We start from the raw sequence: 18599 nt of genomic DNA, 5'->3' as shown, positions 1-18599 counted from the left end.
CTGCATGCGGGAGCGTGTGGGAGAGTAGGACGCCGCCGAACTCATTGTGGGGAGAGCCCCGTCGGAGACATCCGACGGGGCTCTCTCACGTTCAGAACTCTTCGCCGGGTTCGGCGTTGTTCGGCCCGTCCTGGCTTCATGGTTCAAGGGTGATGGAAGGCGAGGGGACTGCTGGGGTGGTGTCGCCCGTGCAGCTCAGCCTGGGCGGCAGACCAGACCCCGGCAGTGGGCACCGGCGCCCGGCCGACCGGGCCAGGGCCGCGACCGGAGGCCGTCGGTCTCCTGGCCCGGCTCCTCAGAACGCGTCCGGCCGTTCAGAAGGGCGTCGCCGGCAGCTCCAGGACCGACGTCAGTGGTGGGTCGAGCCGACCGTCAGATGACCGTGCGGCCATGCGGCGGCCGTGCTCGACCACGCTCTCGGTGAGCGCGTTGAGGATCGGAAGGACGTCCGGATCCTCGCCCACTACATACAGCGTGCCCGCTTCGGCGACGAAGGATTCCAACGCGAGCCGATCGGCTCGTTCGGCCGAGCACGCGTTGCGGACATGCAACTGCCCGAGCGGTGACAGCGCACGGCGGATCAGAGCGAGTGCGTCGGCGCGCAGTTGCGGATGGCCGGCGAGTGCGGACTCCAGCTCGCCCGCGGTGCCCGAGGCGGCGCGGGGGTGGGAGCGCAGCACGCGTACGGCGTCCGCGGTCTGACCGGTCGCCAGCGCCCAGCGGTGTACTTCTCGGAAGGAGCGCTTCTCCAGGGCAGCGGCGTGCAGCCAGCAGCGCAGCAGTGTCTCCGCGGTGGTGTGGGTCGTGGCGTCGATCGGGCGTGGGGACCGCAGCGGGGCCAGCAGCGCGGTGGCGCGGGACGCGGCCGTGGCGCGGTCGGCGCAGCCGTGGTGCGGAGACCAGCGCAGACGGTCGGGTGTGTCGCACGCGTGCGTCGGGTCGAAGACGTGGACGGGGCCGAGCTTGGCGCGTGCCGTCCTGGTGGCGTTCCACAGCTCGGGCGTACCCGCGCTGACGAGTACGGCGCCGGGGGCCTCCAGGATCCGCGTCACCGGATCCTCCTCGGCCGGCGTCCCGCCGGGGGCCGGGAGCGCGCTGCCGGGGTGTTCCGGGCCCTGGCGGGCCCCATGAGCGGGGATTCCGGGCCCCGTTGAGGCGGAGAGCACGGTGGCGGGGGCGCCCGGCTCCGCGGAGGGCGGCGTACGGTCGGCTGCCGGTGTGGAGGCTTCTCCGGGCGGAAGGGACCGCTCCTTCGGCCAGGAGCCCGCACCTGCCTCGGAACCGGACTCCGGCCCGGGGGCGGAGTACGGCAGCCGGTGGGCCGGGTCCTCCAGGGGCCCCGGATGCTTCGGTGCCGGCACCGCGGCGCCGGGATGCCCCGCGGTCGTGTCCGGATGCCTTCGCTCAGGCGTTCCGGGCGATGCCGGGGCCTCGGGTGCCGCCGGGGCACCGGGCGACGAGGCTGCCTCGGCGGCGGCGCGGCGCCGGTCGTCCCGGATGCGCCGGGCCCGCCGCACGGCGCGGGCCCGGGCGACGGTCCCCATGACGAAGACGGTGAGCACCATCAGCACCAGGATCTGGCTGACGAAGAGGCCCCAGAACAACCCGTAGCCGGAGAGTTGGCCGCCCGGGGTCGCGGGCCAGGCACCCTCGATGTCGTGCGGTTCGGTGACCAGCTGCCGTACGGCCAGTGGCGTCCTGGCGAAGGAGACGCCGTCCGGCCAGGCGCCGTGGGCGAGCAGCCCGGCGAGTCCCGTCGCCGTCCACACGAACACGGTGAGGCCCAGCAGGAAGGCGAGGACACCGACCAGAAGGCCGTCGGGGATGCCGCCGCCCCCACCGGGCGCGCGGCGAGGTCGATGGGGTGGGTAGTCCGGGTCCGCGTCCGGGTGGCCGTCCGGGAGGCGGCGGTGACGTTCGTGAGCGTCGTCGTATGGCATCGGTACCGGTATTCAAGCGGGGCCGGTCGGTTGCGGCAAGATCCCCTGCGCGGTGGCACCGTGCGGGGGCATGCCGGGCGGTGTCCTCGGGTGCACGCGGCACCCGCCGGCACCGTTCAGGCGACTCCCGAGCCGGGCGCCGCCCGTCCGGAGGGGGCGCGTTCCATGGCCAGGGCCCGGGCCTCGGTCTCCGCCTCCAGGTCGGCGTCCAGCGCCGTCTCGAACGAGGGGCCCTCCACCAGTTCGGCCTCCACCGCGCTCTCGGTCATGGCGCGGTCGGTGAAGACGAGCGGGCGTTCCGCCTCGGTCACCAGATGCTTGACGACCTGGACGTTGCCGTTCACGTCCCAGACGGCGATGCCGGGCGACAGGGTGGGAATGATCTCCACGGCCCAGCGGGGGAGGCCCAGGACCTTGCCGGTTGCCCGTGCCTCGTCGGCCTTCTGAGCGTAGATCGTCCTGGTGGAGGCCATCTTGAGGATGGCGGCCGCCTCCCGGGCGGCGGCGCCGTCGACCACGTCCGACAGATGGTGGACGACGGCGACGAACGAGAGGCCCAGTCGGCGGCCGAACTTCAGCAGGCGCTGGAAGAGCTGGGCGACGAACGGGCTGTTGATGATGTGCCAGGCCTCTTCCACCAGGAAGATCCGCTTGCGCCGGTCGGGGCGGATCCAGGTGTGTTCGAGCCAGACTCCGACGATGGCCATCAGGATGGGCATGGCGATGGAGTTGCGGTCGATGTGCGAGAGGTCGAAGACGATCAGCGGCGCGTCCAGGTCGATACCGACCGTCGTGGGACCGTCGAACATCCCGCGCAGGTCGCCGTCGACGAGCCGGTCGAGGACGAGCGCCACGTCCAGACCCCAGTCGCGGACGTCGTCCAGGGCGACGTTCATCGCCTCCGCCGACTCCGGCTTGGGATGGCGCAGTTGCTCGACGATGTCGGTCAGCTGCGGCTGCCGGTCGGTGATGGTGGAGTTGACGTAGGAGTGCGCGACCTTCAGCGCGAACCCGGAGCGCTCGTCCAGACCGTGCCCCAGCGCGACCTCGATGATGGTGCGCAGCAGCGCGAGCTGGCCGGTGGTGGTGATGGCCGGGTCCAGCGGGTTGAGCCGGATGCCCTGGTCGAGCGCCGCGGTGGGGTCGAGGCGGATCGGGGTGATGCCCATCTCCTCGGCGATCAGGTTCCACTCGCCGACGCCGTCCTCGCCCTGCGCGTCCAGGACGACCACCTGGCGGTCGCGGAAGCGCAACTGGCGCAGCACATAGGTCTTCTCCAGCGCCGACTTGCCGTTCCCGGACTCGCCAAGCACCAGCCAGTGCGGTGCGGGCAGCTGCTGCCCGTAGAGCTGGAACGGGTCGTAGATGTAGCCCTTCCCGCTGTAGACCTCGCGGCCGATGATGACGCCGGAGTCGCCCAGCCCCGGTGCGGCCGTCGGCAGGTAGACGGCCTGCGCCTGGCCCGTGGACGTGCGGACGGGCAGGCGGGTCGTCTCCGTCTTGCCGAACAGGAAGCTGGTGAACGCTTCGGTGAGGGCGGACAGGGGATCGAGCGCGGCCATGCTGGCTACCTCCGGCCTGGAGCGGCGGTGCGGGAGCGGAGCGGTCGGACGGTGGTGCGGGAGCGGTGGAGCCGCGGGGCGGCGGCGCGGGGTCGGGCGGTCGGCACAGGTCCCTCCTCAGCGCCGGATGCCGGTGGCGAAAGGAAGGGTGTTGACGAAGGCGCGGTGGTGTTCCCTGTCGCACCATTCCAGCTTCAGATAGCTCTTGCCCGCTGAGGCGCGGATCGTGCGCTTGTCCCGCGCCAGCGCCTCCGGCGAACGGGAGGAAACGGTCAGATAGCCGACCAGGTTGACGCCCGCCGCACCCGAGGCCAGGTCCTCGCCACGCTGGTCGACGCGGCCGTGCGCGGCGATGTCGCGTGGATCGACCGTGCGGTTCATCTTCGCCGAGCGGCTGGCCTCCGCGTCGTCGTTCGTCTTCTCCGTCAGCATCCGCTCGATGGCCAGTTCGGTCGGCTCCAGATCCATCACGACGGCGACCGTGCGGATCACATCCGGGGTGTGCACCAGCAGGGGGGCCAGGAAGTTGACCCCCACCGGCGTCATCGGCCACTCCTTGACCCACGCCGTGGCGTGGCACCAGGGCTCGCGGGTGCTCGACTCGCGGGTCTTGGCCTGCAGATACGTCGGTGCGACCGCATCCAGCTCGGCCGGCCAGGCGTTGCGCCTCGACATGGCCTGGATGTGGTCGATGGGGTGGTCCGGGTCGTACATCGAGTGGATCAGCGAGGCGAGCCGGGCCTGCCCGAGCGGCTGCCGCACCCGGATGTCCGCCTCGGCGAGCCGGGCGCAGATGTCGGTGAGCTCGCGGGCCATCACGATGGCCAGCCCCTCGTCCTTGGTCAGCTTGCGGCCCGCGGTGCGCCTGGCCGCCTTGGCGATAGTGGCGCCCTCGTTCGCCAGCTCCCGCCCGTAGGGCATGCACGCGATCAGATAGGCGCGGTGCTGCTCGCTGGAGGTGGACACCATGGACTGCAGTTGGTCGTAGGAGGTGCGCAGCCATCCGGCGGCCCGCTCGTTGCCGCGCTGGGCCACGTCCTTGGCGTGCGCGTCCGGGTCGGCGGGCAGCGTCCGGGCCAACATCTGCAGCCGAGTCACATAGCCGTCCCCGTTGGCCACATGCTTCAGCAGGGTGCCGAACCGGTCGACCAAGGCCTCCTGGTCCTCGCTGTCGCGCAGCCCGACGCCCGGGCCCTCGATCTCGATGGCCGCGGTCACCGTACGCCGGTCGGCGTGCAGCAGCACGGCGATCTCGTCGGGACCGAAGGGCGCCGACAGCCAGTTGATGCGGCCCACCCCCGGGGGCGAGCCGATCTCCACCTCACGGCCGTCGAGTGTCGTGCCCGCCTCGGCGGCGTCGGAACGGAACGTCGTACCGCGGCGCAGCAGCCGCTTGTAGGAGCGGTTGATCTCGAACCACCTGTAGAACGTACGGCCCTTGTACGGCACGTAGACAGCCGCCAGCGCGAGCGCCGGGAAGCCGACCAGGGCGGGGATACGGAACGAGAGGACGGGGATGAGCAGGCCGCACATCATGCCGAGGAAGGCGCCGACGACGATCACGCCGATCTCGCCCGTTTCGCGGTTCTTGCCGACGATGGCGTTGGGCCTGGCGCGACCGATCATGTAGGTGCGGCGCGGTGTGCCCAGGCCGGAGCCTGCTGTGTGGGACGGGGTCGACATCAGCGGTCACCTCCCGAGCTGTGCGGCGGGCCGGACGGCGACCGGCCCGCCTCCGAGGAACCCTGCCGGGGCGGCCGCGCCGAGTGCGGGGTCGTGGCGGCCGGTGCGGGCGGCTGCTGCCGCGACGCCGACTCCTCGCCGCCGCCCGAGCGGGAACTGTGGGCGGCCACTCCGCCGGACACGTTGGATCCGGAGCCTCCGCCGCCCCCGCCGGAGGACGCGTTGGCGGTCGCCGGTGCGCTCTGGCCGCCGCCCCGGCCGCCGTGGGTGTTGATGCCCTGCCGGACGAGTGCGGCCGGCGAGGCCACCACGGCGGCCGCGGACCGCGAGGAGGCCCGCACGGCGTTGCGGTGGGCGGCGATGTCGTCGCCGAAGCCCGGGACGAAACGGTAGATCATCCCACTGGCGAAGATGGCCAGCAGGATGATCGCCAGCCCCGACACGATCGCCGAGACCGAATCGGGCCCGTCGCCGCCTGCCAACGCGCCCGCGAGACCGAGCACGATCACGATCACGGGCTTCACGAGAATGACGGCGATCATGATGCCCGCCCAGCGGCGGACGTGGCCCCACAGGTTCTTGTCGACCAGTCCCGCGTAGACCGCGGTGCCCAGCAGCGCGCCGACGTACAGCAGGGCGGCGCGCACCACCAGCTCCAGATACAGCACACCGGCCGCCAGCACCGACACCAGAGAGACGACGATCAGCATGATCGGCCCGCCGCCGATGTCGTCGCCCTTCTTGAGCGCCTTGGAGAAGGTGCCGAAGAACGCGTCGGTCTTGTCCGAAGTGCCGGAGGCGATGACCTCCGTCACCGAGTCGGTCGCCGAGACCACCGTGTAGAGGATCAGCGGGGTGAAGGCGGAGGCCAGCACCGTCAACCAGAGGAAGCCGATCGCCTCGGTGAACGCCTCGGTGAACGGCACCCCGCGCACCGCACGCTTGGCGACCGCCAGCAGCCACAGGGTCAGCGTCAGAATCGTGGACGCGGCGAACACCACGGCGTACTGCCGCAGGAACTCCGTGTTCGTGAAGTCCACCTTCGTCGTCGAGTCGACGAGCTTCGCCAGTTTGTCGACCGTCCACGCCGCGGCCTCCGCGCAGCCCTTGGCGAGCGAGGAGAGTGGATCGGTGGCAGCTGTGGGGTCGTCCAGGGGGTTGCCTGGGCCGTCACCGCTCCGCTCGCAGTTCTCCTGCCAAGGGCCGGGGGCGTCGTCGCAGTCGTCCTTCGGCGCGGCCGCGACGCGGGTCGCGAGGAGGAGCGCGGAAACCTGTAGTCCGGTCAGGACCGATCCCAAGGTGAGGAAGCGGCGCCGAGTGTCAGCGGGCATAGGTGAAGCCTCCGAACTTCTCCACGGCGTCGGAGATCTCGTCCGCTCCCGAGGCCCTGTTGTCGCTGTTCACAGGCGCGGGTCCTTCCTTCTGCGTGAAGTCCTCGATCTTCCAGTCGCCGTCCGTCCACTTGAGCTCGAGGTTGAGGGTGAACCAGTCGTTTCTGACCGGGTTGGTGGACTCCTCACCAGCGTTGCCGAAGACGCCGGTGCACCACACATCCAGCTCTGTTGTGTCGTCGCTGTACTTGCGGACCTTGGTTCCCACCGGAACGGTGCGTGAGATGAAGGTGACACCCTTCGGGGCATTGCCGCCGTCGTCGAGGCCGAGGCTCGAGAGCAGTTTCCGCGAGTACGCCTTGTCCAGCCTCTTGGTGGTCGCATCCACTCGGGCAGGGGAGAAGAGACGCTGAATGATCTGTTCTCTCTTGCCGGGCTTCATCATGTCCGCGGACACCAACGCCACCGCGTAGTTCGCCGCGGCGCTCTGTGCTCCCTGCTCGTCGTGGGCGAAGCCGGAGGCGAGGGCGCCGGGGGAATTCTTCACAGGTTCTTCACCTGAGGGGGCCGTGGGGCGGGCGTCGGCGGCGGCGTCGTTCTTGTTGTCGGAGGCGGCACCGCCGCCTCCTCCGCCGCCCTCGCCGCCGCCACCGCGGTTGGCGAAGGCGATGGCGGCGATGAGCAGGACGACCACGGCGACGACCGTCACCAGGCTCCGGCCGGGGCGGTTGGACGGGCGGTTGCCGCCGCCGTCGCCGCCGGGCAGGCGTGTTCGAGTCGTTGTCCGTGCGCCTTCACGGGCGCCGGGCACGCCTTCGCTGGTGCGGGTACGCGCTTCGTACTCGCCGCCGCCGATGTTCATGCCGGCCTGGCCCCCTCGACCTCTGTCGCTCAACTGCCGTCACTGCATTGTCTCCTCAGATGACGGTAGCGGGGTCGCGCCGCGCATGTGCCGTCTGCAAGCCAGGTGGATGGCAGCATTTCGAACATCGCGCCGGTGCGCCGCCCGTGTCCGGGCCGCTCACGGGGCGGTTCCGGGCGCGGGATGTGGGACGTCCGCGCGTCGGTGCGCCCCCGGTGCGCAGGCCGCTTGGCGGCCGTCGCGCCGACCCGCCGTACCGGCGGCTGCCGTCCTGGTGCCGCTAGCCGCGCTTGCGGGCGAGGGTGACGCCGTCGCGGAGGGGGAGCATGACGGACTCCATGCGGGCGTCCGCGGTGATGGTGTCGTTGATCCGGCGGATGGCCAGGTCCGCGTCGTCCTGGGCGGCGGGGTCCACGACCCTGCCGCCGCGCAGCACGTTGTCCAGCACGATCAGCCCGCCGGGGCGCAGCACGGGCACCAGCGCCTCGTAGTACGCCGGGTAGCCGACCTTGTCCGCGTCGATGAACGCGAAGTCCACGAACGGCTCCTGGGGCATCCCGGCCAGGGTGTCGACGGCGGGGGCGAGATGCAGTTCGATGCGGTCGGCGAGGCCGGCGCGTTCCCAGTAGCGGCGGGCGATGGACGTCCACTCCTCGGAGACGTCGCAGGCGATCAGCCGGCCGTCGGCGGGCAGGCCGCGGGCGATGCAGAGGGAGGAGTATCCGGTGAACACGCCGATCTCGACCGCGGTCCTGGCGCCCGTGAGCCGCACGAGCATGGTGAGGAACTCGCCCTCGTCGTGTGTGATCTGCATGGTGGGGTAATCGGGCACCCGCGCGTGGGTCTCCTCGACGAGGTCGCGCAGGATGTCGTCGGCCGGCGTGCAGTGGGCCAGCAGATAGTCGTCGAGGGCGGGGTTCACGATGTCCATGGGGCTCCTCGTGTGCGGGCGCGGGTGTGCGGGCGCACGGGGGCGCCGGGGTGTCGGGTGCGGAGCGGCTGCCGGACTGCTCCGCGGTGGTCGGCCTTCAGACCGCCATGCCGTAGACGATGGTGAACAGGGTGCCGAGCGAGCCGATGATGAAGACGCCGGTGAGGCCGGCGACGATCAGGCCTTTGCCCTGTTCGGCACTGAAGGTGTCGCGGAGCGCCGTGGCGCCGATCCGCTGCTTGGCCGCGCCCCAGATGGCGATGCCGAGGCAGAGCAGGATGGCCACCGCCATGATGACCTCGATCATCACCCTGGCCTCGTGGCCCAGCGAGCCGAATGGGCCCCAGTCCGGGGCGATCCCGCCGATGATGGTGGTGATATCGCCTTTGTCGGCCGCCAGGAACATGGTGAACTCACCGCCTAGTTTCAAGGTTTGTCTCTGACGGATTGTGCCACGGCCCGGTGACAGCCGGAGCGTCCCGCTTGCCCGAAGTGGTCCCGGATCGGGGCCGCTCCGCGTGGCCGGTGGTGTGGTGCGGCCTGTTCCGGGTCCGGCGACGCAGTTCCGGGGACTGCGGGCGCACAGATGTACCTCTGTGCGCCCCTGGTGGGCCGGGGGCGGGGTGGGGCGGCGGCCGCGGTTCACCTCCGCGCCCGCTGTCCGCCGTTCCGCTCGGGCGATCGGCCTGGAATGATGGTGCCGGATGGTCGGCGTGAGCGAACTGGTTACCTGTGGGGGAGGTTTGGGGAGTGCGCCGTAGAAGAGCACTGCTGCTGGCGGTCGGTGGCGGAGGGGGGCTGCTGTCCCTGTTCGTCGCGCTGCTGGTGGTGGGTACGTACGCGGCCTCGGCCAGTCTGCTGGCCGGGGGCGGCGCCGTCTCCCTCGCCAAGGGGGCCGTGCCGGCCGCCTACGCGCAGCTCATCGACAAGTGGGGCAACAAGTGCCCGGCGCTCAACCCGGCGTTGCTGGCCGCGCAGCTCAAGCAGGAGAGCGGGTTCAACCCCGATGCCCAGAGCCCGGCGAAGGCGCAGGGCATAGCCCAGTTCATCCCGGGCACCTGGGCGACGCACGGGCTGGACGCCAACGGGGACGGCAAGCGGGACGTGCACGACCCGGAGGACGCCATTCCGTCGGCGGCGAGCTACGACTGCAAGCTGGCCGCGAACGTCGAGCATGTGCCGGGCAACGCCTCGGACAACATGCTGGCCGCGTACAACGCGGGTCCGTACGCGGTGATCAAGTACGGCGGAGTGCCGCCCTACAGCGAGACGAAGAACTACGTGGCCACCATCCGCAGGATGGAGCAGAGTTTCGCCGCGCCCACCGGGCGGCTCAGCCCCACCAAGCAGGGTGCGGGAGCGATCAGCTTCGCGCAGAGCAAGCTGGGCACGCCGTATCTGTGGGGCGGCAACGGTACGGCGGCGCAGGGCGGCCGGTTCGACTGCTCCGGTCTGACGAAGGCGGCGTACGCGAAGGTGGGTGTCGGACTGCCGCGGGTGGCCAACGACCAGTACGACGCCGGCCCGCACCCCAAGCGCGGTGAACTCCTCCCCGGGGACCTGGTGTTCTTCGCCTCCGATCTGACCAACTCCCGCACCATCCACCATGTGGGCATCTATGTCGGGGGTGGCAAGATGATCAACGCTCCCTACACGGGGGCCAAGATTCGCTACGACCCCATCGACACTCCTGACTACTTCGGGGCGACCCGGCCGAGCGCCGGGTGACCCGGGGTGGGCGTGGTCCCGGTGCACGTCTGTGCGCGGCTCGGCGGGGCTTGTGTGCGCAGTGCACGGATTACGTCAACAATCCGTGAGGCACAGGCCCTGAGCTGCGTATACGGGTCACCCTTGGGTAACGTCCTGGTGATCTTTCGGTAAGAACGGAACGGTTCACCTGACGCAGCGCGTTTTTCTCCACGGAATGGGACTTCCGCACCGCGACCACGGGGGGTCGTCAGCGCAGATCCAGCGACGAGCACACAGCCGAAGTGAGGGGCCGCAGCACGATGGCACTCTGGGACAACCCTGATGTCGAACTGCTCTACGAGATCAACGGGCTGGCCAAGGACGCACCCACCTGGGCCGACCGGGTCATGGAGTACATCGGGGAGTACGGCATCGCCGCTGGACTCGTCGTACTGGCCCTGTGGGCCTGGTGGGGCGTGACGCGCAAACGTGAGAGCCGGGAGGAGGCGCTCGGCGGCTTCGCCGGGCTGATCTGGGCCCCGGTGGCGGCGCTGATCGCGCTCGCGGTCAACATCCCCATCCGCGGCCTCGTGGAGCGACCGAGACCCTTCCTGGAGCACAAGAGCGTGGAGCCCCTCGTCGCGGGCAAGACGGACTTCTCCTTCGTGAGCGACCACGCCACGCTCACCATGGCCATCGCCGTCGGCATCTTCATGGTCCAGCGCAAGCCCGGCCTCGTCGCGATCGCGCTGGCCCTCCTGGAGGGCTTCTGCCGCGTCTACATGGGAGTGCACTACCCCACCGACGTCATCGGCGGACTCGCCCTGGGCACCGCGGTGGCGCTGCTGCTCGCCCCCGTCGCGATGTGGGCGCTGACCCCGGTGGTGCGGGGCGCGGCCCGGAATTCCCGCCTGGAGACGTTGCTGTGGGCGGGCGCCGCTGCCGCCGTCGGCGCCGCGGGCAGCCGGGCGGTGGGCCGCCGGAGCCGGGAGGAGCCGCGCCGCAGCCGGGACCGCGACCTGGCGGCCTGAAGGAGGCCTGCGGGCCTGCGATCTGAAGCGGCCCTGCGGGCCTGAAGCGGCGGTTCTGACACCGTCCGGGTCGCCCGCACCGCCGTGGACCGGCCTCGAAGCGAAGCTGCTACAGCGCCCCCGTTGCACCGTCCGGCGGGGGCGCTGCCGTGTCGGTGGCGCCGTGGTCCCGCAGATGCGCGTGGCTGTCCTCCCGGGCGCGGTCGCGGGCCCGGCGGGCGGGGCCGCGCCAGCCGCAGGCGCACGCGGCGGAGCAGAAGGAGCCCCGTTCCGTCAGCGAGGTGCCGTGCGGCGCCGCGGCGGCCGTCGGAGGTGCCGGGTCCGGCTGGTGTTCGGGAGCTAGCTCTCGCACGTGACCACCGTACGCGGACCGTGACGGGCTTCCCAGGGGACTCGTTGAACGGTCGGATCCGGACCGGCCCGGGAAACCGGTACGGCGGCGACCGGGAGCGAGGGGTCGGCTAGATGGCAGTGCGTCGGCACATCCGAGGGGGCAGGATGCGCGCCTCGCTCACGGTGGTGGCGCTCGGGGCGGTGCTGCTCTCCTCGGCGGGGTGCTCGGGTGAGGGCGCGGTGGCGACCGCGGGGCCGCCCGCCGCCGGGCCCGCGCGGCCCGGCCGGGCCGCCGTGGTGGCGGCGGTCGACGAGCTGGCCCGGGCGGGGACGGCGCGGGTGCGGACGGCGATGGAGATGGTCACCGGTCACACCCGGGTCACCATCGAGGGCAGCGGCGCGTTCGATCTGGCGGCCCGTACCGGGCGGCTCCGGGTGACGCTGCCGCCCGGTACGGACGGGGCGCTGCCGGGGGAGCGCAGGCAGGTGCGCGAGCTGATCGCGCCGGGCGCGCTCTACATGCGCAACCGGGCGGGGGTGCCGGCCGACAAGTGGGTGCGGGTGGACACCACCGGACTGCCGGACGGGAATCTGGTGACGGGCGGTGCGACCGATCCGGTCACTGCCGCCCAACTGCTGCGGGGCGCGCGCCGGGTGGCCTACGAGGGGGTGACCGAGCTGGGTGGCACCCGGGTGTGGCACTACAGCGGCCTGGTCGACATCGAGCGGGCGGCTGCGGGGGCGCCGCCGCGGGCGCGGCGCCAGTTGCGGGCGGCGGAGAAAGGGTTCTCCGGCCACACGGTGCCGTTCGATGCCTATCTGGACGCGCAGGCGCGACTGCGGAAGGTGCAGCACCGCTTCGACTTCGCCGCGGATCCGGACAGTCCTCCGGACGCGGACTACACGGTCACCTCGACGACGGAACTCCACGACTTCGGCGCCCGGGTGCGGATCAGGATGCCGGAGCCCGGCGACATCTGGACGGGCCGGATCGCCGCACCGTAGCGCTCGACGGGCGCCGTGGGTGCGATGCCGTACCGGTAAATGATTCGGAAGTGCCATGCGCCCGGGCGGCCGCCTCCCTAGGCTGGGGGGCTGGGCCGAGGCCCGGCCGCGGCGCTTTGCCCGGTGGATCCGTGCAGCACGGGAGGTGATACGTGTGCCCGTACCGAAGCGTGACGGCAGGGGCGACGGCCGTGGGGGCCGCTGCCGACGGCGTTCGCTGATGCAGGACCACGTCGCTCTCGCCGAGATCGAGCTGTGCGGCGAGCTGATGATCGCCGCATCCGCCGCCGAGGGGCCGCTCAGCGCGGCCCGGATCGACGAGGTGCTGCGGCGCGCGGCGGACGGGTTCGACGAATTGCCCCGCTCGTCCGCCTGCTGACGTCCGCCTGCTGACGTCCGGCTGCTGTGGGCTGATGGCCGACCTTCGCCTGTCGGCGTCCGACTGCCGACGGAGTTGTCCGCCGCTGGCGGAGGCGTCCGGGCGTCGCGACCCGCGGTGTCGGGTGCCCGGCTTCTCCGGGCCGGCCCGCGGAGACTCCGGGCCAGGCTCGCCGGTTCCCTGCCCCCTGGTGCTCCGCGTCCCCCGCGCCTCCTGTCGACGCGCGGGCGCGCGCTGGGCCCGGCGGGGGCGGCGGCTGCTCAGGTGCGCAGCAGGCGGGCGATGGCGGCGGTGGCCTCCTCGACCTTGGCGTCCATCTCGGCGCCGCCGTCCAGCGCGGCGTGGGCCACGCAGTGCCGCAGGTGCTCCTCCAGGAGTTGGAGTGCGAAGGACTGCAGGGCCTTGGTGGAGGCGGAGACCTGGGTGAGTATGTCGATGCAGTAGACGTCCTCGTCCACCATGCGCTGGAGGCCGCGGATCTGGCCCTCGATGCGGCGCAGTCGCTTGACGTGAGCTTCTTTGTGCTTGGTGTAGCCGTGCTCGCCGGTGGCCGCGTGGGCCGAGCAGCACTGCGAGGTGGCCTGGGCCACGGTCCCGGGGTCCGTCGTCGCGGCGTCGGGGTCCGCCGGGCCGGTCCGGGCCGTGTCCGGCGTCACGGTCTCCGGCGTGTCCGGTGTGGTCTGCGGCGACGTCATGCGGTCCTCCCGGGTGGGTGGTGAGGGGCGGTCGGGCCCGTGACACCGGGACCTTGATACCCCTGACGGGTATATGATACCGGACTTCTCGGAGCCCGGTGCGGAGCGCGAGTCTCCATGGGTGACACTGGGGACGCCGGTTCGCCGTGGCCGGATGATGCGCCTAGCATCAACGAGACCGTCATCGATGCACCCCGAGGACCCCCAGTGCGCTTTCGTCTGACCCCCAGGGAGACGAGCTTCTACGACATGTTCGCGGCCTCCGCGGACAACATCGTGACCGGCTCCAAGCTCCTCATGGAACTGCTCGGCGCTGAATCCTCCGCGCGCACCGAGATCGCTGAACGGATGCGCGCGGCGGAGCACGCGGGGGACGACGCGACGCACGCGATCTTCCACCAGCTCAACTCCTCCTTCATCACGCCGTTCGACCGCGAGGACATCTACAACCTGGCGTCCTCCCTCGACGACATCATGGACTTCATGGAGGAGGCCGTCGACCTCGTCGTCCTCTACCAGATCGAAGAGCTCCCCAAGGGGGTCGAGCAGCAGATCGAGGTGCTGTCGCGGGCCGCCGAGCTGACCGCCGAGGCCATGCCGAACCTGCGGACGATGGACAACCTCACCGAGTACTGGATCGAGGTCAACCGGCTGGAGAACCAGGCCGACCAGATCCACCGCAAGCTGCTGGCCCATCTGTTCAACGGCAAGTACGACGCCATCGAGGTCATGAAGCTCAAGCAGGTCGTGGACGTGCTGGAGGAGGCCGCCGACGCGTTCGAGCACGTGGCCAACACCGTCGAGACCATCACGGTCAAGGAGTCCTGACGTTCCGTGGACACCTTCGCGCTGATCGTGACCGTCGGTGTCGCGCTCTTTTTCACGTATACGAACGGCTTCCACGACTCCGCGAACGCCATCGCGACGTCGGTCTCCACCCGGGCGCTGACCCCGCGTGCTGCCCTGGCCATGGCTGCGGTGATGAACCTCGCGGGCGCCTTCCTCGGCAGCGGCGTCGCCAAGACCGTGAGCGAGGGGCTGATCGAGACCCCGCACGGCGACAGCGGCATGGCCATCCTGTTCGCCGGCCTGGTCGGTGCCATCGTCTGGAATCTCATCACCTGGTACTACGGACTGCCCTCGTCCTCCAGCCACGCCCTCTTCGGCGGTCTGGTGGGCGCGGCGCTGGCCGGGAGCATCGCGGTGCACTGGTGGGGGGTCTTCGGGAAGATCGTCGTCCCGATGTTCCTCTCGCCGCTGGTCGGTCTGCTCGTCGGCTATCTGGTGATGTGCGCCATCATGTGGATGTTCCGCAGGGCGAACCCGCACCGGGCCAAGCGGGGATTCCGCATCGCGCAGACCGTCTCGGCGGCCGGAATGGCGCTCGGACACGGCCTCCAGGACGCGCAGAAGACCATGGGTGTGGTCGTCATGGCGCTCACCATCGCCGATGTGCAGCAGCACAACGAGATCCCGATCTGGGTCAAGTTCGCCAGCGCCGCCATGCTGTCGCTGGGCACCTACGCGGGCGGGTGGCGCATCATGCGGACCCTGGGCCGGCGGATCATCGAACTCGACCCGCCGCAGGGTTTCGCGGCCGAGACCACCGCGGCCTCCGTGATGTACTCCGCGTCCTTCATGTTCCATGCGCCCATCTCGACCACCCACGTGATCACTTCGGCGATCATGGGTGTCGGCGCAACGAAGCGGGTCAGCGCGGTGCGCTGGGGGGTCGCGAAGAACATCATCCTCGGCTGGTTCATCACCATGCCGGCCGCCGCCTTCTCGGCGGCGGTGATCTACTGGGCGATCAAACTCGTCTTCGGCTGACGGCTGACGGCTGACGGCTGACGGCTGACGGCTGACGGCTGACGCCCCGCACCCAGGCACTCAGCCCCAGCACGTACCCCGAATATCCGTCCGGCACCGGTCTCCGGTGCGCCGCCCCCGCCCCGTGTCTCCCCGCAGTGCGGGAAGGGACGGGGCGGGGGCGGTGGGGCCCGCGGTGGCACCGCCATGCAGCACCGCGGGCGGTCGGTGACCCACCCGGGCCCGGCGGGGCGGGCGGGGCCGGATGGGATCGGCCGCAGCGGCCGGGAGCGATCGGCCGGAACCGGCCGGCTCCGGCCGGAGGGCACCAGCCGGAGCCGGCCGGTCGGCTCAGCCGAAGCGGCCGGAGATGTAGTCCTCGGTGGCCTGGACGGTCGGGTTGGAGAAGATGCGCTCCGTGTCGTCGATCTCGACGAGCTTCCCGGGGGCGCCCACCTCGGCGAGGTTGAAGAAGGCGGTGCGGTCGGAAACGCGCGCCGCCTGCTGCATGTTGTGCGTCACGATCACGATGGTGAAGCGCGACTTCAGCTCGCCGATCAGGTCCTCGATCGCGAGGGTGGAGATCGGGTCGAGCGCCGAGCAGGGCTCGTCCATCAGCAGCACCTGCGGTTCGACGGCGATGGCCCGGGCGATGCACAGCCGCTGCTGCTGCCCGCCGGAGAGGCCCGAACCGGGCCGGTTCAGCCGGTCCTTGACCTCGTTCCACAGGTTGGCGCCCTTGAGGGAGCGCTCGACGACCTCATCGAGGTCCTTCTTCCGGTGGTCGCCGTTGAGCCGCAGGCCCGCTGCGACGTTCTCGTAGATCGACATGGTCGGGAAGGGGTTGGGCCGCTGGAAGACCATGCCGACGGTGCGGCGCACGGAGACGGGGTCGACGCCCGGCCCGTACAGGTCCTCGTCGTCCAGCATCACCTTGCCCTCGACGCGGCCGCCGTTGTTGACCTCGTGCATGCGGTTCAGGGTGCGCAGGAAGGTGGACTTGCCGCAGCCGGAGGGGCCGATGAAGGCCGTCACGGAGCGGGGCTCCACGGTCATGGAGATGTCGTCGATGGCGCGGAAGCTGCCGTAATAGGCGGAGAGGCCGCTGACGTCGATGCGCTTGGCCATGGAAATCACTCTCTTAGTGCTTGGGGGCCTTCCAGCGGGCGATGCCGCGGGCGACCAGGTTGAGGATCATCACGAAGGCGATCAGGACGAGGGCGGCTGCCCAGGCGCGGTCGTAGGACGCCTCGTTGCCGAGGGCCCACTGCTCGTAGATGAAGTACGGGAGCGAGGACTGCGCGCCGTCGAAGGGGTTGTTGTTGATCTCGGCGGAGCCGAAGACCAGCAGCAGGATCGGGGCCGACTCACCGGCGATGCGCGCGACGGCGAGCATGATGCCGGTGGTGATGCCGCCGACCGCGGTCGGCAGCACGACCTTGATGATCGTCTTCCACTTCGGTACGCCCAGCGCCAGCGATGCCTCGCGCAGCTCGTTGGGGACGAGCTTGAGCATCTCCTCCGTCGAGCGCACGACGATCGGCATCATCAGGATCGCCAGCGCCATGGCGCCCGCGAAGCCGGAGTAGCCGAAGTCGAGAATGATGATCCAGAACGAGAGGATGAACAGACCGGCGACGATCGAGGGGATGCCGGTCATGACGTCCACGAAGAAGGTGATGGCCTTGGCCAGTCGGCCGGTGCCGTACTCGACCAGGTAGACCGCGGTCAGCAGTCCGAGGGGCGCCGCGATCAGGGTGGCCAGGCCGACCTGCTCCAGGGTGCCGATCAGGGCGTGGTAGATGCCGCCGCCCGGCTCCAGCGTGATCACTCCGCTCATGGAGTGGGTCAGGAAGTAACCGTCGAGCACCTTCGCGCCGCGGACGAGGGTCTCCCACAGCAGGGAGGCCAGCGGGACGACGGCCAGCAGGAAGCAGACCCAGATGATGCTGGTCGCCAGCCGGTCCTTGGCCTGCCGGGTCCCCTCGACGGTGCCCGCGAGCACCGCGGTGAGGCCGAGGTAGAGGACGGCGGCGATCAGTCCCCATTGCAGGCGGCTGTCCAGCCCGCCCACCAGTCCGATTCCGATGCCGAGTACGGCGGCGACGGCGGCCAGGCCGAGCGGGGCCCAGCGCGGCAGCCGCGGTTGCCGCAGGGTGCTCGTCGGCGGTGCCGCCCTGTCGACGGGGGCGTCGGCCACAGCGGTCCGGCTCATGCGTTCGCTCCCGAGTACTCCTTGCGGCGCGCGATGATCAGCCGGGCCGCACCGTTGACCAGCAGGGTGATGACGAAGAGGACCAGGCCGGAGGCGATCAGTGCGTCCCGCCCGGTGGAGCCGGCCTCCTTGAAGCCGGCGGCGATGTTCTGCGCGAAGGTGCCGCCGCCGGGCTCCAGCAGGCTGGCCTTGATCAGGAAGCTGGGGGAGAGGACCGTGGCGACGGCCATCGTCTCGCCCAGCGCGCGGCCCAGGCCCAGCATGGAGGCGCTGATGACGCCGGAGCGGCCGAAGGGCAGCACCGACATGCGGATGACCTCCCACCGGGTGGCACCCAGTGCGAGGGCCGCCTCCTCCTGCATCTTCGGCGACTGCCGGAAGACCTCGCGGGAGACGTTGGTGACGATCGGCAGAATCATGATCGCGAGCAGGATGCCGACCGTGAAGAGCGAGCGCGCGGCGCCGCCGTGGTAGGTGAAGAGCCCCGTCCAGCCGAGGTAGGTGTCCAGCCAGGTGTAGAGGCCGGTCAGATGCGGGACGAGGAAGAGCGCACCCCACAGGCCGTACACGATCGAGGGGACGGCGGCCAGCAGGTCGATGACGTAGCCGAGCGGCGCGGCCAGCTTGCGCGGCGCGTAGTGCGAGATGAACAGGGCGATGCCGACGGCGACCGGCACCGCGAGCACCATCGCGAGCAGGGAGCTGACGACGGTGCCGAACGCGAGGACGGCGATGCCGAAGCGGGGCGGGTCCGCGTTGGCGTCCCATTCGAAGCTGGTGAGGAAGTTGGCCTCGTCGGCGCCGATGGCGAGGGCTGCCCGCCAGGTCAGGAAGACGGCGATCGCTGCCATGATCGCCAGAAGGGTGATCCCGGATCCCCGGGAGAGCCCGAGGAATATTCGGTCACCCCTGCGTGTGGCGCCCTTCGGGGAGGCCGCTGTCGCGGGAGGGGTTTCGGTAGCCATGGTCTCTCCGGTCTGACGGTGCGGGCCGCTGTGCGCGCGGTGTGGCTGCGCGGCGCGGCCCCTTGGCGGTGCACCGGATCGTTCGCACCCCGGTGATCGGGACTTTCGTGATATTCAGGGCGCGGGTTTGCGTGGGGGAGCGGACGGCGGTGCGCGGGGCACCGCCGGT

Annotated in this window: 18 protein-coding genes; 6 read left to right on the top strand and 12 right to left on the bottom strand. The window is 70.8% G+C overall.

Annotated features, from left to right (window positions below; translation table 11 throughout):
* Nucleotides 1–314: 314 nt before the first annotated feature.
* From ACFYMO_RS28650 to ACFYMO_RS28620, 7 genes are all read right to left on the bottom strand, one after another.
* The gene (locus tag ACFYMO_RS28650; protein ID WP_388550016.1) at nucleotides 315–1940 is read right to left on the bottom strand and encodes a hypothetical protein; all 1626 of its coding nucleotides are present in this window, start codon (nucleotides 1938–1940) and stop codon (nucleotides 315–317) included.
* 116 nt (nucleotides 1941–2056) lie between these two features.
* Complete coding sequence (locus ACFYMO_RS28645) at nucleotides 2057–3502, bottom strand: ATP-binding protein (protein ID WP_388550013.1); 1446 nt, start codon at nucleotides 3500–3502, stop codon at nucleotides 2057–2059.
* Nucleotides 3503–3619: 117 nt separating this feature from the next.
* A complete protein-coding gene (locus ACFYMO_RS28640) occupies nucleotides 3620–5185 on the bottom strand; it encodes an SCO6880 family protein (protein WP_366771790.1) in 1566 nt (521 codons plus the stop codon).
* Nucleotides 5185–6516: a hypothetical protein gene (locus ACFYMO_RS28635; RefSeq protein WP_388550010.1), complete on the bottom strand. Its 1332-nt coding sequence runs from the start codon at nucleotides 6514–6516 to the stop codon at nucleotides 5185–5187. Before ACFYMO_RS28635 ends, ACFYMO_RS28640 begins: the two co-directional genes overlap by 1 nt.
* The gene (locus ACFYMO_RS28630) at nucleotides 6506–7378 is read right to left on the bottom strand and encodes a hypothetical protein (RefSeq protein WP_388550007.1); all 873 of its coding nucleotides are present in this window, start codon (nucleotides 7376–7378) and stop codon (nucleotides 6506–6508) included. The genes ACFYMO_RS28635 and ACFYMO_RS28630 overlap by 11 nt, the downstream gene beginning before the upstream one ends.
* Before the next feature lie 280 nt (nucleotides 7379–7658).
* Nucleotides 7659–8309: a class I SAM-dependent methyltransferase gene (locus ACFYMO_RS28625; RefSeq protein WP_366771793.1), complete on the bottom strand. Its 651-nt coding sequence runs from the start codon at nucleotides 8307–8309 to the stop codon at nucleotides 7659–7661.
* Between the two features lie 97 nt (nucleotides 8310–8406).
* Nucleotides 8407–8715 carry a hypothetical protein gene (locus ACFYMO_RS28620; protein WP_016472248.1) on the bottom strand — a complete coding sequence of 103 codons (309 nt, stop codon included), beginning with the start codon at nucleotides 8713–8715 and terminating at the stop codon, nucleotides 8407–8409.
* A gap of 344 nt (nucleotides 8716–9059) precedes the next feature.
* Here ACFYMO_RS28620 and ACFYMO_RS28615 point away from each other — a divergent pair, with 344 nt between their 5' ends.
* A complete protein-coding gene (locus ACFYMO_RS28615; protein WP_388550004.1) occupies nucleotides 9060–10037 on the top strand; it encodes an NlpC/P60 family protein in 978 nt (325 codons plus the stop codon).
* Nucleotides 10038–10318: 281 nt separating this feature from the next.
* Nucleotides 10319–11029 carry a phosphatase PAP2 family protein gene (locus tag ACFYMO_RS28610; RefSeq protein WP_366771794.1) on the top strand — a complete coding sequence of 237 codons (711 nt, stop codon included), beginning with the start codon at nucleotides 10319–10321 and terminating at the stop codon, nucleotides 11027–11029.
* A 109-nt stretch (nucleotides 11030–11138) separates the two neighbouring features.
* Here the strand turns inward: ACFYMO_RS28610 and ACFYMO_RS28605 are convergent, their stop codons facing one another.
* On the bottom strand, nucleotides 11139–11381 hold the full coding sequence (locus ACFYMO_RS28605) for a hypothetical protein (RefSeq protein WP_366771927.1): 243 nt from the start codon (nucleotides 11379–11381) through the stop codon (nucleotides 11139–11141).
* A 146-nt stretch (nucleotides 11382–11527) separates the two neighbouring features.
* On the opposite strand from ACFYMO_RS28605, the gene ACFYMO_RS28600 reads away from it, so the two are divergent.
* Together ACFYMO_RS28600 and ACFYMO_RS28595 are read left to right on the top strand one after the other, a co-directional pair.
* The gene (locus ACFYMO_RS28600; RefSeq protein ID WP_366771795.1) at nucleotides 11528–12367 is read left to right on the top strand and encodes a hypothetical protein; all 840 of its coding nucleotides are present in this window, start codon (nucleotides 11528–11530) and stop codon (nucleotides 12365–12367) included.
* A gap of 154 nt (nucleotides 12368–12521) precedes the next feature.
* Nucleotides 12522–12746, top strand: a complete 225-nt coding sequence (locus tag ACFYMO_RS28595) for a hypothetical protein (protein WP_139141055.1) — start codon at nucleotides 12522–12524, stop codon at nucleotides 12744–12746.
* A gap of 260 nt (nucleotides 12747–13006) precedes the next feature.
* Here the strand turns inward: ACFYMO_RS28595 and ACFYMO_RS28590 are convergent, their stop codons facing one another.
* On the bottom strand, nucleotides 13007–13441 hold the full coding sequence (locus ACFYMO_RS28590) for a metal-sensitive transcriptional regulator (RefSeq protein WP_366771796.1): 435 nt from the start codon (nucleotides 13439–13441) through the stop codon (nucleotides 13007–13009).
* Nucleotides 13442–13648: 207 nt separating this feature from the next.
* Between ACFYMO_RS28590 and ACFYMO_RS28585 the strand changes: the two genes are divergently transcribed.
* Nucleotides 13649–14269, top strand: coding sequence for a DUF47 domain-containing protein (locus tag ACFYMO_RS28585; protein WP_026004259.1), 621 nt, complete (start codon nucleotides 13649–13651; stop codon nucleotides 14267–14269).
* Nucleotides 14270–14275: 6 nt separating this feature from the next.
* Nucleotides 14276–15271 (top strand): inorganic phosphate transporter, encoded by a 996-nt coding sequence (locus ACFYMO_RS28580; protein WP_075003185.1) that lies wholly within the window; start codon nucleotides 14276–14278, stop codon nucleotides 15269–15271.
* 330 nt (nucleotides 15272–15601) lie between these two features.
* Here ACFYMO_RS28580 and pstB read toward each other — a convergent pair whose 3' ends face one another.
* Genes pstB through pstC form a run of 3 tightly spaced genes read right to left on the bottom strand, consistent with a single transcriptional unit; the run spans nucleotide 15602 to nucleotide 18430 of the window.
* Nucleotides 15602–16378 (bottom strand): phosphate ABC transporter ATP-binding protein PstB, encoded by a 777-nt coding sequence (pstB, locus tag ACFYMO_RS28575; RefSeq protein ID WP_019354333.1) that lies wholly within the window; start codon nucleotides 16376–16378, stop codon nucleotides 15602–15604.
* Between the two features lie 13 nt (nucleotides 16379–16391).
* Nucleotides 16392–17465: a phosphate ABC transporter permease PstA gene (gene pstA / locus ACFYMO_RS28570; protein WP_366771798.1), complete on the bottom strand. Its 1074-nt coding sequence runs from the start codon at nucleotides 17463–17465 to the stop codon at nucleotides 16392–16394.
* The gene (gene pstC / locus ACFYMO_RS28565) at nucleotides 17462–18430 is read right to left on the bottom strand and encodes a phosphate ABC transporter permease subunit PstC (protein ID WP_366771799.1); all 969 of its coding nucleotides are present in this window, start codon (nucleotides 18428–18430) and stop codon (nucleotides 17462–17464) included. The genes pstA and pstC overlap by 4 nt, the downstream gene beginning before the upstream one ends.
* Nucleotides 18431–18599: the final 169 nt, after the last annotated feature.

This window comes from Streptomyces sp. NPDC007025 (genome assembly GCF_042869455.1).
Taxonomy (GTDB): domain Bacteria; phylum Actinomycetota; class Actinomycetes; order Streptomycetales; family Streptomycetaceae; genus Streptomyces.
The sequence above is the reverse complement of the archived record's forward strand: the minus strand, read 5'-3'. Positions and strand labels throughout refer to the sequence as shown.